Origin of the sequence: Providencia sp. PROV174, from assembly GCF_028480685.1 — a bacterium.
In the GTDB taxonomy this organism is placed as follows: domain Bacteria; phylum Pseudomonadota; class Gammaproteobacteria; order Enterobacterales; family Enterobacteriaceae; genus Providencia; species Providencia rettgeri.
The window spans coordinates 43,906-57,704 of record NZ_JAMPOT010000013.1; the positions used below are offsets into that span (position 1 = coordinate 43,906).

Below are 13,799 nucleotides of genomic sequence, written 5' to 3' on the forward strand. Positions count from 1 at the left end.
GAAAATGACAAATTTGTCATTTTACATTTCGTTATGGTAGTGCTTAGAATGGCAGTATTGTTTACCTGTCTGCTAGGTCTAAGATGAAATTACTTATTGTTGAAGATGAACATAAAACGAGAGAATACTTATCTAAAGGCTTAAGTGAGTCCGGGTTTATTGTTGATGCTATCGAAAATGGCATTACAGGCCTGCATATGGCCACAACTGAAGACTATGATTTAATTATTCTTGATGTGATGTTGCCGGATATTAACGGCTGGGAGATTGCAAAAAATTTGCGGAGTGCAGGAAAAAATACACCAATACTCATGCTTACTGCTTTAGGTAATGTTGAACATCGAGTCAAAGGGTTAGAGTTAGGTGCTGATGATTATCTCGTTAAACCATTTGATTTTTCTGAGCTACTTGCCCGAGTGAGAACGTTATTGCGCAGAGGCAATAACAGCATCCAAAAAACACAATTTACCATCGCTAATTTGCATGTTGATCTGATCAAACGGCGCGTTACCCGCGAAAATGATAAAATTATACTCACCAGTAAAGAGTTTTCTTTATTGGAATTTTTTATTCTTCATCAAGGTGAAGTTCTTTCTCGTTCTCTGATAGCCTCGAAAGTTTGGGACATGAATTTTGATAGTGATACCAATGTCATTGATGTTGCAGTTAAAAGGCTGAGGGCAAAAATAGATCAAGGCTATGAACCTAAATTGATTCATACCATTAGAGGAATGGGCTATTTACTTGAGATCCCTGAAAATGATTAAGTTATTTCGATCTCCTGTCTCTATTTCAATTCGTCTTATTGTTTTGATCAGTATTACCCTCTCCCTTGCTTTATTATTATTTAGCTCGATCATGATCAACTCAGTTATGTTACATTTCAAGCAACAAGATGAATATACACTTAACCAGTTGAACTTAACGATCCGTAGCTTGTTAAATGACAATGCAGATTCACAAAGTGAACAATATGCACGTATTAAAACCATTATTAATGAGCATCAAGATATCACTATTTATCTCATTGACAATCAAGGAAATGAATTAATATCACCCAATGCAACAGATAAGCTCATTACATACTTAAAAAATTATGATTCTCATAAAAATAGCCAAAAAGCAGAGCTTAAAAATTATCGCCTATCTGAAAGCTTCATTCGAGTCAGTTCCACTACAGAGTCTAAACAATATCGGTTAGTGACAGCACTATCATTGAATTTTCATCATGATTATCTGAGTTCATTAATAAATAATTTAATTGTTAGTGCTATTATATTGTGTTTATTTACTATTCTTGTCGTTTATTTCCTTGTAATTAAAGGATTAAAACCCCTTAAAGATGTCAGCGATGAAATCAAAAATGTGACTTCTGAAAACTTAAGCGTTCGTTTAAATCCTGACTCTGTGCCGAATGAATTAAAGCAATTAACCAAATCATTTAATCAGATGTTAGTAAAAATTGAAGATGTTTTCGTAAGGCAAACGAATTTCTCAGCAGATATTGCCCATGAAATGCGTACGCCAATCACTAATTTAATGACTGAAACTCAAATATCTCTGAGTAAAAATCGCAGTAAAGAAGAGCTCGTTGAAGTGTTATATTCTAATTTGGAGGAATATAACCGTCTATCACGAATGATATCTGATATGCTTTTTCTTGCTCAAGCAGATGATAATAGGCTGATCCCAGAGAAAAAAATGATTAATATTAAAGCTGAAATAGAGCTTATATTTGATTATTTTGAATATCTCGCAGAAGAGAATGAAATAAAACTCAAGCTAATTGGTGAAACAACCTCTATTATGGCCGATAAAGACATGTTAAGGAGAGCGATTACTAACTTAATCTCAAATGCTATCCGCTATACCCCAAAAGGCGATTCTGTCAGTATTAATATTTCGAATGTAAAAGAGGGAATTGAATTAATCATCAGCAACCCCGGTATAAAAATACCAGAAGAACATTTAGCAAAACTTTTTGATAGGTTTTATCGCGTGGATAAATCAAGACAACGAAAAAATGAAGGAAGCGGTATCGGATTAGCCATCGTCAAATCGATTATATCAGCACATAAAGGCAGGATCACTGTAACATCAGATGATTTTTCAACACGTTTCACTGTATTTTTACCTATTAAATAAAATTAAATTTTCACTATAAATGGCAATTTTGTCATTTTGTTGTCAGTATTCAGACAGAAAGAAAGCCTTATTATAGTTATAAGATAAATTATTTAACTTAATAAGGGTTCACAATGAAAAAAATTATTTTTGCTTTAGCAATTTCTGCTGTAACAACACATGTAACAGCAGCTCAAACAGAAAAAGAAATTCATTATAATGCAGCAACTGCTCTCAGTTTCACTGAAAATAATACCTCTTATTCCAATCTAAAATCGATTAATAACCATTTGAAGCAAGCGGGTATTTCGGTTAATAATATAATTAACTCACCTCAGTCATTCCTTCAATTAGATGAACATACTCAAGCTGCTACTGCATTGAATTTTACTCAAAACAATACATCTCCAGCAATGCTGAATATGATCAGCCGCCATCAAAATCAATCACCTAACTATAAAAAATCGGTAGTAAAAACAACTAAATTATTTTCCGATATGAATGAAAATGAGAAGGCTATTACTATGCTAAGCTTCAATAAAAATAGCTCTTCGGCACCAATTCAAAATGAAATTATGAAAATAGTAAAAGATAACAACTAATTAATTTTAAATAAAATTATTTAGTTTAATTAAATAAAACCAAAGTCTATTTTAATCAGAAAATCATTATAGTAAGTTTAAAGATTATTATAATGATTCACCCTATTACATTTTTTATTATCTAAATAAATAGATCCTTTATTGATTATTCGAATCTGTGAATTACAATTCACTTGCAGTTCACATTCATTTAAACTTTTCAATGAGGTTTTTTATGTATAAAACATCTATTATTATTGCATCGTTGCTATTTCCAATATTAGCATCAGCAACTTCTTTTGAATCTAAATTATTATCGATTTCTTCTATTGAATACTCATTACACTTACATAATGGCGGCAATGGTGGCAACGGAGGTAATGGTGGTAACGGCGGTAATGGTGGTAATGGCGGTAACGGAGGTCATGGTGGTAACGGCGGTAATGGGCATTAATTTATCTCAATACTAAATTCATCCCCCTTCTTTTTGGAGGGGGAAAGGAGAAATATATGAATCATAAGGTTTGCACTTCATTTATTCTGTTATTAATTAGTTCTTATTCCATCTCAAGTTATTCCCATTCCTTATTTAATACCCCATCTAAATGCTTATTAAAAAATGAACTCAATATTAATGAAATTAATAATAAAATATGTTCAATACTAAATGGCCAATATTATTTTTCTAAAATTTCTAGCTTTGCAAGCCATGGGCAAAACGGAAACCATGGCCAAGATGGAAGTCATGGTCAAGGTGGTCTAGGTGGCCAAGCTGGACAAGGTGGTGATGGGCAGAATGGGGGGAATGGCGGAACAGGTTCAAATAATGGCAATGGTAGCGATGGTGGGGATGCAGAGGTAGGAAGTAACGGTAATGGAGGTAATGGCGGAAATGGTAGCGTTACTGGTGGTGATGGTGGCCATGGGGGAAATGGCGATGGTGTGGGCAATGGAGGAAATGGAGGTAACGGCACCATGAATGGCAATGGTGGGAATGGAGGACACGGCGGTAATGGGGGGAATGGAGGCAATGGCGGAAATGGTTCCGGAGGTGGAAATGGCGGTAATGGTGGTAATGGCAGCCAAGGTGGTAAAGGGGGACGTGGTGGTTCAGATGGTGGTAGAGATGGCCTCGACGGCATTAGTACACTCTAATAGGCAAATTCATTAGCTGTGAATAAGTGATGTGGCAATATGAAACCATATAATTACCTTAACAAAAAATGGTCTTATCATTAAAAACGGAAGCTTCTGCTTCCGTTTTTCGTATCCACGTATTCTTTATTGTTTAGGTGCTAATTTCATTAAAAATGTGCGTAATTGGGTAAAGTCAGACGGTAAAAAGTGCGAAAGTAGCGGTAACTCCGCACGCTCCGCTAACTCTTTTGGTAACGGTATAGCCTTATTTAGGATCTCTTCAACACTTTCTTTAAATTTAGCCGGGTGTGCCGTGCCTAAAAATAGCCCGTATTCGCCTTCTTGTAACTGGTCACGCAGCACACGATAAGCAACTGCCGCGTGTGGCTCAGATAAATATCCTTTTTTATCTAATTCACGAACGGTTTCTTTAGTTACTTCGTCACTTACTGCACCATAACCCAGCTCATCAAGCGACCAACCTTTACGGCGGAATAACTCCTCAATACGAGGCCAGTTGTTCGGCTGACTAACATCCATAGCATTCGATAATGTAGCCACAGTTTGCTTTGGTTTCCATTGCCCATCAACAAGGTAACGCGGCACAGTATCATTTACGTTAGTTGCTGCAATAAAGCGTTTGACAGGTAAACCCAATGATTTAGCTAATAAACCTGCAGTAAGATCCCCAAAGTTCCCACTCGGAACCGAGATCACTAGTTGATCGCGTTTTTCTGCTGGGATCTGTGCAACCGCTTCAAAGTAATAGCAGATCTGTGCAAGTAAGCGACTGATATTGATCGAGTTCGCTGAGTTTAAGTACAGCGCCTTTTTCAACTCTTCATCATCAAATGACTGTTTCACTAATGCCTGACACGCATCGAAGTCATCTTTAATCGCAACCGTATGAATATTTTCACCCAGTGTACAAAAAAGTTTTTCTTGCAGTGGACTGATTTTCCCTTCTGGATAGAGAATAACAACTTGCACGTTATTAAGACGATAGAATGCGTGAGCAACTGCCGCTCCGGTATCCCCTGAAGTTGCCGTCAAAATGGTCACAGGTTGCTCACCAGCAACTTGACCTAACGCCTGAGCCATAAAGCGGCCACCGAAGTCTTTAAATGCGAGCGTTGGCCCATGATATAGCTCCAACGTTGCGACATCATCTTCAACTTTAGAAACTGGCGCAGGGAAAGCAAATGCGGCTTTAACTCTCGCTGCTAGCTCTTCTGATGGAATTTCATCACCAATAAAAGCACTTAAAATACGGCTGCTACGTGTGACAAAATCTAATTTTAATAATTCGTCGATTTCAGCCGCACTAAATTCAGGCAGATCTTGGGGAAAGAATAGGCCTTGTTGCTTCCCTAACCCTTGCTTAACCGCTTGCGCAAAACTTACTTGTTCATTGTTATCTTTTAAATTATACAGTTTCATTATTTACCCTATTGTCCTTGCCCCGGCCAGATCCAAACGGCAGATATGCACAAAGCCTTCATCATTCTGAATATAATGTTGTTGCAAGTAGCTCGCCATGTTTTCAGCGATATGTTTCTCATCACAAATAGCAAACAGTGTTGGCCCTGAGCCAGAGATACCACACGCCAATGCACCTATTTCTTTTGCATTCTGGCGTGCTGCCGCAAAACCCGGTAATAGTTGTGTACGATAAGGCTCAGCAACAACATCTTGGATCATCGTTGCTGCAAGTAACGGCTGGTTTGTATGACATGCATGAATGAACCCTGATAAGTATCGACCATGGTTTACAATGTCGTGACGTGGGTAGCTATCAGGCAGGATTGCACGCGCTTCCGCGGTTGATACTTTAATTCCTGGATAGGCCATTACCCAATACCAATTTTCAAATGCAGGTACAGGCTGTGAAATAATACCATTTTGCTCGATAATCAGTTGTAAGCCGCCTAAAAAACACGGTGCAACGTTATCGTAATGCACACTACCAGAAATACGCCCTTCCAATTCCCCCATCATGCCAAGCAGTTGGGTATCATCAAATGGTTTCTCTGCAAATTCGTTTAGCGCCATCAATGCGGCGACAACAGAGCAGGCACTAGAACCAAGCCCTGAACCAATTGGCATATTTTTTTCAAGCGTCATCGCAACATTTAATGGCTGACCAAGACGCTCACAAAACAGCTGCCAACATTGGTAAACAATATTATGTTCATTTTTTTTCGGCAGCTTAGCAACGAATTTTCCTTGATTCGTCAGGGAAAAAGTATCCGCCGCTTCAACTGTTACACAATCACCTAATAATGAACCGTCTGCAGGTGAAACTGCTGCCCCTAGGACATCAAACCCGACGCTCACATTACCAATTGAAGCCGGTGCATAAACTTTAATCACTTATTAAACTCCCAATTTCCATGAAAGGGTGCGCAGCATATCCGCAAATACACCAGCCGCAGTAACATCATTACCTGCGCCATAACCTCTTAATACTAAAGGAATTGGTTGGTAATAGCGTGTATAGAAAGCCAGTGCATTTTCACCATTTTTAACCTTGAAGAGTGGGTCATTGCCATCTACGGCAACGATTTTCACTTGGCAGCGCCCTTCTTCAATCAGCCCAACATAGCGTAACACTTTTTCTTCCGCTTCTGCGGCTTTTATGCGCTGTGCAAATTGTGCATCCAGTTGTGGTAAACGTGCCATAAACTCAGGAACAGAACCATTGCTATCAAAATCAACAGGTAAAACAGGTTCAATTTCAATATCTTGCAATTCTAAATTATAACCCGCTTCACGCGCTAAAATTAATAATTTACGCGCCACATCCATACCGGATAAATCATCACGAGGGTCTGGTTCCGTAAAACCTTTTTCTTTAGCGAGTGTTGTAGCTTCGGATAAAGACATGCCTTCGTCTAACTTACCAAAGATGAATGATAAAGAACCGGATAAAATTCCGCTGAAATGAACCAGTTCATCTCCTGCATTCAATAAATTTTGCAGGTTCTCAATAACCGGCAAGCCCGCGCCTACGTTAGTGTCATAGAGGAATTTACGTTTCGATGTTTCACTTGCTACACGTAACTGATGGTAGTAATCCATCGACAAAGTATTGGCTTTTTTATTCGGTGTGACCACATTAAAACCATCTTTCAAGAAATTGACATACTGCTCTGCAATTTCCTGATTTGATGTACAGTCAATAATGACAGGGTTCAAGAAATGGTATTCACGCTCTAAGCGAATTAAACGGCTTAAACTAAATGGCTCTTTCGCTTCCGCTAGCTCCGCTTTCCAGTTATCTAAATCAATCCCTTGCATATCCGTTAACATTGCCCGTGAATTAGCAATACCACATACACGTAAATCAATATGCTTTTGTTTTAACCATTGTTGCTGGCGATGAATTTGCTCAATTAATGCATTACCAACGCCACCAACACCAATGATAAAGGCTTCAATAACCTGTTCAGCATTAAATAGCATTTGGTGACATAAGCGTACCGCTGTTGTCGCAGACTCATTGGCAATAACGGCGGAAATAGAGCGTTCGGAAGACCCCTGTGCGATAGCGACAATGTTAATGTTACCGCGAGTTAAAGCGGAGAAGAAACGCGCTGAAATGCCTTTCAGCGTGCGCATACCGTCACCCACAACTGAAATAATCGCCAACTGCTCCATCACATCCAGAGGATCAAGTACGCCATCTTTCAGCTCTAGGTAAAACTCTTCTTCCAGTGCGGCACGTGCTCTCACTAATTCATTTTGCGGGACACAAAAGCTAATACTATATTCTGATGAAGACTGTGTGATCAGGACGACCGAGATCCCTTTACGAGACATGACTGAAAAAATGCGTGCAGCCATACCCACCATTCCCTTCATACCGGGGCCAGATACGTTAATCATCGCCATGTTATTCAGGTTGGTGATCCCTTTCACTGGTGTGCTATCGTCAGTTTGGCCATCACCAATTAAAGTCCCCGGAGCGCTTAAGTTAGTGGTATTTTTTATCAGGCAAGGGATTTGGAATTGAGCAATTGGGGCGATGGTGCGGGGGTGGAGAACTTTGGCACCAAAGTAGGATAACTCCATAGCCTCCTGATATGACATACCTTTCAACAGACGTGCATCGGGTACTAAACGCGGGTCACAAGTATAAACCCCATCAACATCAGTCCAGATTTCACAACAATCAGCCCGTAAGCATGCCGCTAAAACTGCAGCTGAATAATCAGACCCATTACGACCTAATACCACTAATTCACCTTTGTCATTACCTGCGGTGAAGCCCGCCATTAAGACAAAATGATCTTTCGGTATATTTAAATCAGCAATTCGTTTTGTTGACTCATTTATATCAACGGTAGACTCAAGGTAATGGCCTTTCGCGAGTAAGCTCTCTACTGGGTTAATTACAGTCACATTACGGCCGCGTGCTTTTAGCACCGACTCCATAATGGCGATAGAAAGTTTCTCACCACGGCAGATAATTGCTGCGTTAATGCTGTCCGGACATTGTCCGAGAAGAGTAATACCATGCAGTACTTGTTTGATTTGTGCGAATTCTTGCTCTGTCAGTTTTTTTAATCGGTCATACTCAAAACCGGGTTGTTTTTCTTTTAATCCTTTTAAAAGGTTAGCAAAAATCATTTCAGCATCATTAACATGCGTGATGACATCTTGTCCTGCAACCGTTTTTTCAATCATAGCAACCAGATGGTTAGTGATTTTTGCTGGCGCGGATAACACCAAAGCCACTTGTCCATCTGCTAGTTTACTTTCAGCGATGTCAGCAACATTCAGTACTCGTTCGTCATTTGCAACCGAAGTACCGCCAAATTTAAGCACACGCATGGTATTTCTCTCCTGAATTAACACCAAAAAAAAGCCCGCATCGGTTAAGTATGCGGGCTTTTTCATTTTTATTTTTTGGATGCGTCAGCCCGCCCCGTTTCCTGTGGTTACGGTGGTGGTGGTAATAATAATAGTCAGGCTGATATTACGCATAGATTCTGTCTGTCTCTTAGATTCTTTTAAGTTTCTCCCTATACGGTTAAAGCAATTGGTATATTTTGTCAAATTTATTTGCAAAACATCCCTTTTAAAACTCTTTTTTTATTTGATAAATTATCTATCAGCGCGAAAAACACATTCACAAAAAGATACCTATCACCCCAATAATGGTGTTAAAAACCAAAAAAACTTAAATTTTAAGTTAAATAATTTTTTACCTAATAAGAAATGAAATTGTCTATTAAATAGACAAGGCAGATAGCTTTTAGCGATTTCTTGTGAAGAAAATCAAAATGAAAAAATGAACAACAATGACCCACTTAATCGATGCATTTAGCAGCTATATTTTTTATCATTTACCCCATGTTCATCAATACATGAGCACCAATGACAACAGATTACACAAGTAAGTATTGATACTTAATTTTATGATTTTTTCATTCGTTTAAATTATAAACAAATGCTATGGAATTGTTAAAATACAGTCACATCAAAACAAAATAAGTATTTCTCCTAACTAAATGAAACAAAAAATTACAAATTAAATATTTACACTCCGTTATCTCTAGCAAGATAAATTTTTAACCTTTTTCTGTAGCAAAATAACATTTCAAAATTGGAGGTAAGTCACAAATTAAACATTATTTATAATGGTATATTTAACTCATTGAAGACTATATTCATTGATACCAAGCCGAAGCATACCCTATGCATCAACTACTCCCCTTTTTTAGACGCTATCTGATTCCTAAACACCGCATTAATTTATATAATTATCTACCTAACAATTTTTGTTAACGTGCTACAATTGATTTTGATATGTATCAACAAAAGTTAGTTTTTTAGGTGGTAAATGCAGTATTAGCTGTTATATTGCTGTTAACAGTACAATATTGGGAAAGTGCTTATATTTTGACTTGCAGTTAAAGTCTTTTGCCTAAAATGGCAACATAATGTCACTGTTGAATTTCATAACAAATTTATACTCATAAACGTTTTTTTCCAGAGAACAATATCAATAACCACCTAACTGGAAACGGCTTGTGAGTTCAGTATTTTTATTTTAATACTTTAGGTAGCAACTATGCAGACCCCACACATTTTGATTGTTGAAGATGAAATTGTCACACGCAATACGCTTAAAAGCATCTTTGAAGCGGAAGGCTATGTGGTTCATGAGGCAACTGATGGCGAAGAGATGAATAACGTTCTCTCTGAGCACGACATCAATTTAGTCATCATGGATATTAATTTACCAGGTAAAAACGGTTTATTACTTGCTCGTGAACTTCGTGAGCAAGAAAGCATTGCGTTAATGTTCCTAACAGGACGTGATAACGAAGTCGATAAAATCCTTGGCCTTGAAATTGGTGCTGATGACTATATCACTAAACCATTTAACCCACGCGAACTGACTATTCGTGCACGCAATTTACTGTCCCGTACAATGAATTTAGCGGGTGGTACGGAAGAGCGTCGTTTAGTGGAAAGCTATAAGTTTAATGGTTGGGAATTAGACATCAACAGCCGTTCATTAGTCAGCCCTGCGGGTGAGCACTACAAATTACCCCGTAGTGAATTCCGTGCGATGCTGCATTTCTGTGAAAACCCAGGAAAAATTCAGACTCGTGCAGACCTGCTGAAAAAAATGACTGGCCGTGAATTAAAACCACACGACAGAACTGTTGACGTCACGATCCGTCGTATTCGTAAACATTTTGAATCGACACCTGACACACCAGAAATTATCGCTACCATCCACGGTGAAGGCTATCGTTTCTGTGGTGACTTAGACGAATAATTAGAAAGCTAATTATTTACTAGTTATCGAAATCCGTTGTCTTTCGGGCAACGGATTTTTTATTTGCGAGTGATTTTTATTGCGAGTATAGCGGCTCAACTGTTTTTGTGATCACCAAGGCATAATCGGTACTGCACTTAGCGCATTCTTTGGTGAACCATCGATCATCTTATCTGAATAAGTCAAATAAATTAATGCATTACGTTTTGGATCGTAAAAGCGTACAACTTGCAATTTCTTGAAAACTAAAGATGTTCGTTTTTGAAAAACAACCTGCCCTTTCGTTGGTTTGCGTTTGACACGGTCATTTAACTCAATCGGCCCAACTTGCTGGCATGAAATTGCAGCATCAGAAGTATCTTCTGCTAAACCTAAGCCACCTTTGATTCCCCCTGTTTTTGAACGGCTTAAATAACAAGTCACATTCTCAACATCGGGGTCATCAAATGCTTCAACGACAATTTTATGGTCAGGGCCGAAAATTTTAAAAACAGTATCGACTGAACCAATTTCTTCAGCAAATGTGATGCCCGGCAACACTGATAATAATGCTGCAAGTACGATATTTTTTAATCTGGAACGACGCATACTGAATTCCCTATTCAACTAAAAATCGGTAAAACTTCGTAGTAAAACGAGACTTATTATTCACTTTCTTAACTAATTATCAAATACAACTCATTTACTATAAACGAAAAAGATAACTTGATATAGAATAGCAATTCATTGATAGATTATATCTGTTCTATAAGTCGCATTGGCTGGGGATATACATGGATCAAACTAATATTATTCGCGACTTGCTTCGCTGGATAGATGACAACCTAGACAAACCACTCTCACTGGATAATGTTGCAGCAAAAGCTGGCTACTCTAAATGGCATTTACAACGAATGTTCAAAGAGGTGACTGACCAAGCGATTGGTGCTTATATTCGAGCCAGAAGGCTTTCTCGTGCAGCTGTGGCATTGCGGCTAACCAGCCGACCAATTCTTGATATTGCGTTACAGTATCGTTTTGATTCGCAACAAACTTTTACTCGAGCCTTTAAAAAGCAATTTAACCTAACCCCTGCTTTTTACCGCCGAAGTGAAGAATGGTGTGCAGCAGGAATTTGCCCACCGATTATTTTAGATAATCACACGAATATTGAACATGAATTCTTGCAAATGCCAGCGCAAGAGCTGGTTGGCTTGGAACAAAGTTGTTCTTATGCGTTAGAAGAGTGGTCAACGGCCTGTTCGCAAATGCGCCAGACATTTTGGCACTACTATTTGGATAATACGACGACTATTGCGTCAGAAGTTTTTGGCTTGCACCATGCCATTCATAATCCAGAAAAAGAAGATGAACAAACGGTGTTTTATACCACTGCGGTAAGACCCGAAGATGCAAGTTTTAACACTGACCAATACACAAGTTTAACGTTGCCAAGTGGTCATTATGTTAAATTTTCGTTCAACGGCACACCAACTCGAGATGCATTACAAGAGTTTTTATACCAAATTTATGGTGTATATCTGCCTAAGCTGAATTTAACGCGTCGTCCTGGTTATGACATCGAACATTATCGATTAAAAAATATCGATTTACGTCATATCACCCCAGAAAATGATGACCCAAAAACACATATCGATACCTTTGATTATTATGTCCCAATCAAAACAGGTTCGACCGCAACACCTTAAAGTAGAGGAGTTTCAGTTTGTTGAAACTCCTTTTTCTAAATCGTTAACCTTGCTGTTCATCGAGAGCAGGCTGCGACAAGTGTGTCACCTCACCAGCTGTTTCAACTATCCAGCCATTCGCTAACCATGGGCTGTTTTGGTAATCAACACGAGATAGTGAACAATTACGTAAACGTAAGCGACGTTCTGAATAGGCAGGAACCCCCATAATACGGCTAATTAACGTACTTAACGCAATGCCATGACTAACAATCAGTGGGCGACTCCCTTCAGGCAAATCTAAACAACTATTTAGTGCTGCAAACATGCGTGTATATAGCTCCTCCATCGATTCACCCTCTGGAATTCGTCCTCCACGAGTGCCATCAATTAAGCTTTTACGCCACTGTTCTTCCTCTGGCGTTAACGACTCTATTGCTCTTTGTTCAAGAACGCCCATATTTAGTTCACGTAGACGCGGTTCTGTGGTAATTTCACACCCGCATACACTTGCAATTATTTGTGCAGTTTCCAGTGTGCGTCCCATATCACTAGTGATAATATGGGTAATGCCTTCTGACTTTATCCTCTCAGCCACCTGCCTTGCTTGCAGTCGTCCAGTGGCGGTCAGAGGGCTATCGGATTGTCCCTGGATGCGACGAGCTAAATTCCATTCAGTTTCGCCATGGCGAACAAGATAAACCTGTAACATAGATGTGTTCCGTTATTACTTTTCGAAGTATGTGTTCAAAGGAAAATAATTAATGTACCAAGTTATAGCTGCAACGACTAATCCTGCCAAAATTAAAGCGATCCATCTTGCTTTCGATGCTGTTTTTGGGGCTGGCAGTTATCAAATTGAAGATATTAATGTCGATAGCAGCGTTCCACAGCAACCTATCGGTAATAATGAAACCCGTACTGGGGCTAGACAGCGCGTCATGGCCTCTCGACAAGTTCGCCCTGAAGCGGATTTTTGGGTTGGTATTGAAGCGGGTATCGAAGACGATATGACATTTGCTTGGATAGTGATTGAGCATAAGCAAATACGCGGTGAATCTCGCTCTGCCAGTATTATGATCCCAGAAAAAATTCTGGCGGGTATTCGTGAAGGCCGTGAACTCGGTGATGAAATGGCCTTTTTAACAGGCATCGATAATATCAAACAACAAGGTGGTGCCATTGGTTTTTTCACTGACGGGGTATTAACTCGCACCAGTGTTTACCAACAAGCCTTGATATTGGCCTTGGTTCCCATTAAGCATGAAATTTATAAAGAGCTAAACCAAGTAGAAGATTAATTATACTTAAAATAATTAAAATTGCATGTGCGATTAAACACCACTCTTTTCACACTAAAGTATGGGAAACCATACTTTTTTTGTGTCTATTTATTTGAAATATGACGCGTATTTATATTCTAAATAATTCGTGCTATGACTAGGCGACCAACGAGGATAGCTCGGGGAGCATACATAAGTATGTGACCCGAGT

The 13,799-nt window shown here is 38.9% G+C and carries 14 protein-coding genes and 1 other annotated feature; of the genes, 8 read left to right on the top strand and 6 right to left on the bottom strand.

The window, feature by feature from the left end; translation table 11 throughout:
* Positions 1-83: 83 nt before the first annotated feature.
* From PSE60_RS12655 to PSE60_RS12675, 5 genes are all read left to right on the top strand, one after another.
* Positions 84-767, top strand: a complete 684-nt coding sequence (locus PSE60_RS12655; RefSeq protein ID WP_210836600.1) for a heavy metal response regulator transcription factor — start codon at positions 84-86, stop codon at positions 765-767.
* Positions 760-2,145 (top strand): Cu(+)/Ag(+) sensor histidine kinase, encoded by a 1,386-nt coding sequence (locus tag PSE60_RS12660; protein WP_272665632.1) that lies wholly within the window; start codon positions 760-762, stop codon positions 2,143-2,145. The genes PSE60_RS12655 and PSE60_RS12660 overlap by 8 nt, the downstream gene beginning before the upstream one ends.
* A gap of 113 nt (positions 2,146-2,258) precedes the next feature.
* Complete coding sequence (locus PSE60_RS12665) at positions 2,259-2,726, top strand: hypothetical protein (protein WP_272665633.1); 468 nt, start codon at positions 2,259-2,261, stop codon at positions 2,724-2,726.
* Between the two features lie 214 nt (positions 2,727-2,940).
* Positions 2,941-3,159 carry a hypothetical protein gene (locus PSE60_RS12670; protein WP_272665634.1) on the top strand — a complete coding sequence of 73 codons (219 nt, stop codon included), beginning with the start codon at positions 2,941-2,943 and terminating at the stop codon, positions 3,157-3,159.
* Between the two features lie 56 nt (positions 3,160-3,215).
* Positions 3,216-3,860 carry a hypothetical protein gene (locus PSE60_RS12675; protein WP_272665635.1) on the top strand — a complete coding sequence of 215 codons (645 nt, stop codon included), beginning with the start codon at positions 3,216-3,218 and terminating at the stop codon, positions 3,858-3,860.
* A 126-nt stretch (positions 3,861-3,986) separates the two neighbouring features.
* Here the strand turns inward: PSE60_RS12675 and thrC are convergent, their stop codons facing one another.
* From thrC to thrL, 4 genes are all read right to left on the bottom strand, one after another.
* Positions 3,987-5,282: a threonine synthase gene (gene thrC, locus PSE60_RS12680; RefSeq protein ID WP_272665636.1), complete on the bottom strand. Its 1,296-nt coding sequence runs from the start codon at positions 5,280-5,282 to the stop codon at positions 3,987-3,989.
* A 3-nt stretch (positions 5,283-5,285) separates the two neighbouring features.
* On the bottom strand, positions 5,286-6,215 hold the full coding sequence (gene thrB / locus PSE60_RS12685) for a homoserine kinase (RefSeq protein WP_210840276.1): 930 nt from the start codon (positions 6,213-6,215) through the stop codon (positions 5,286-5,288).
* A gap of 3 nt (positions 6,216-6,218) precedes the next feature.
* The gene (thrA, locus tag PSE60_RS12690) at positions 6,219-8,678 is read right to left on the bottom strand and encodes a bifunctional aspartate kinase/homoserine dehydrogenase I (RefSeq protein ID WP_272665637.1); all 2,460 of its coding nucleotides are present in this window, start codon (positions 8,676-8,678) and stop codon (positions 6,219-6,221) included.
* Positions 8,679-8,702: 24 nt separating this feature from the next.
* Positions 8,703-8,824 (bottom strand) — a sequence feature (Thr leader region).
* Entirely contained in the window at positions 8,763-8,831 is a 69-nt protein-coding gene (thrL, locus tag PSE60_RS20640; RefSeq protein WP_071548816.1) for a thr operon leader peptide, read from the bottom strand. It overlaps the preceding feature by 62 nt.
* 1,090 nt (positions 8,832-9,921) lie before the next feature.
* On the opposite strand from thrL, the gene arcA reads away from it, so the two are divergent.
* Positions 9,922-10,638, top strand: a complete 717-nt coding sequence (gene arcA / locus PSE60_RS12695) for a two-component system response regulator ArcA (RefSeq protein ID WP_004905684.1) — start codon at positions 9,922-9,924, stop codon at positions 10,636-10,638.
* A 111-nt stretch (positions 10,639-10,749) separates the two neighbouring features.
* Here the strand turns inward: arcA and creA are convergent, their stop codons facing one another.
* Positions 10,750-11,226: a protein CreA gene (gene creA, locus PSE60_RS12700; RefSeq protein WP_004914737.1), complete on the bottom strand. Its 477-nt coding sequence runs from the start codon at positions 11,224-11,226 to the stop codon at positions 10,750-10,752.
* Between the two features lie 185 nt (positions 11,227-11,411).
* Here creA and robA point away from each other — a divergent pair, with 185 nt between their 5' ends.
* Positions 11,412-12,326, top strand: coding sequence for an MDR efflux pump AcrAB transcriptional activator RobA (gene robA, locus PSE60_RS12705; protein WP_004914738.1), 915 nt, complete (start codon positions 11,412-11,414; stop codon positions 12,324-12,326).
* Between the two features lie 43 nt (positions 12,327-12,369).
* On the opposite strand, the gene gpmB is transcribed toward robA, so the two are convergent.
* Positions 12,370-13,017 carry a 2,3-diphosphoglycerate-dependent phosphoglycerate mutase GpmB gene (gene gpmB / locus PSE60_RS12710; RefSeq protein ID WP_102138956.1) on the bottom strand — a complete coding sequence of 216 codons (648 nt, stop codon included), beginning with the start codon at positions 13,015-13,017 and terminating at the stop codon, positions 12,370-12,372.
* 52 nt (positions 13,018-13,069) lie between these two features.
* On the opposite strand from gpmB, the gene yjjX reads away from it, so the two are divergent.
* Positions 13,070-13,606 (top strand): inosine/xanthosine triphosphatase, encoded by a 537-nt coding sequence (gene yjjX / locus PSE60_RS12715; protein ID WP_004914743.1) that lies wholly within the window; start codon positions 13,070-13,072, stop codon positions 13,604-13,606.
* Positions 13,607-13,799 lie beyond the last annotated feature (193 nt).

Excerpts from the sequence above, each read along its gene's own strand:
- gpmB (WP_102138956.1), bottom strand. The coding sequence starts at position 13,017 with ATGTTACAGGTTTATCTTGTTCGCCATGGCGAAACTGAATGGAATTTA.
- PSE60_RS12675 (WP_272665635.1), top strand. The coding sequence starts at position 3,216 with ATGAATCATAAGGTTTGCACTTCATTTATTCTGTTATTAATTAGTTCT.
- PSE60_RS12655 (WP_210836600.1), top strand. The coding sequence starts at position 84 with ATGAAATTACTTATTGTTGAAGATGAACATAAAACGAGAGAATACTTA.
- arcA (WP_004905684.1), top strand. The coding sequence starts at position 9,922 with ATGCAGACCCCACACATTTTGATTGTTGAAGATGAAATTGTCACACGC.
- PSE60_RS12665 (WP_272665633.1), top strand. The coding sequence starts at position 2,259 with ATGAAAAAAATTATTTTTGCTTTAGCAATTTCTGCTGTAACAACACAT.
- thrA (WP_272665637.1), bottom strand. The coding sequence starts at position 8,678 with ATGCGTGTGCTTAAATTTGGCGGTACTTCGGTTGCAAATGACGAACGA.
- PSE60_RS12670 (WP_272665634.1), top strand. The coding sequence starts at position 2,941 with ATGTATAAAACATCTATTATTATTGCATCGTTGCTATTTCCAATATTA.
- PSE60_RS12660 (WP_272665632.1), top strand. The coding sequence starts at position 760 with ATGATTAAGTTATTTCGATCTCCTGTCTCTATTTCAATTCGTCTTATT.
- thrC (WP_272665636.1), bottom strand. The coding sequence starts at position 5,282 with ATGAAACTGTATAATTTAAAAGATAACAATGAACAAGTAAGTTTTGCG.
- robA (WP_004914738.1), top strand. The coding sequence starts at position 11,412 with ATGGATCAAACTAATATTATTCGCGACTTGCTTCGCTGGATAGATGAC.
- yjjX (WP_004914743.1), top strand. The coding sequence starts at position 13,070 with ATGTACCAAGTTATAGCTGCAACGACTAATCCTGCCAAAATTAAAGCG.
- creA (WP_004914737.1), bottom strand. The coding sequence starts at position 11,226 with ATGCGTCGTTCCAGATTAAAAAATATCGTACTTGCAGCATTATTATCA.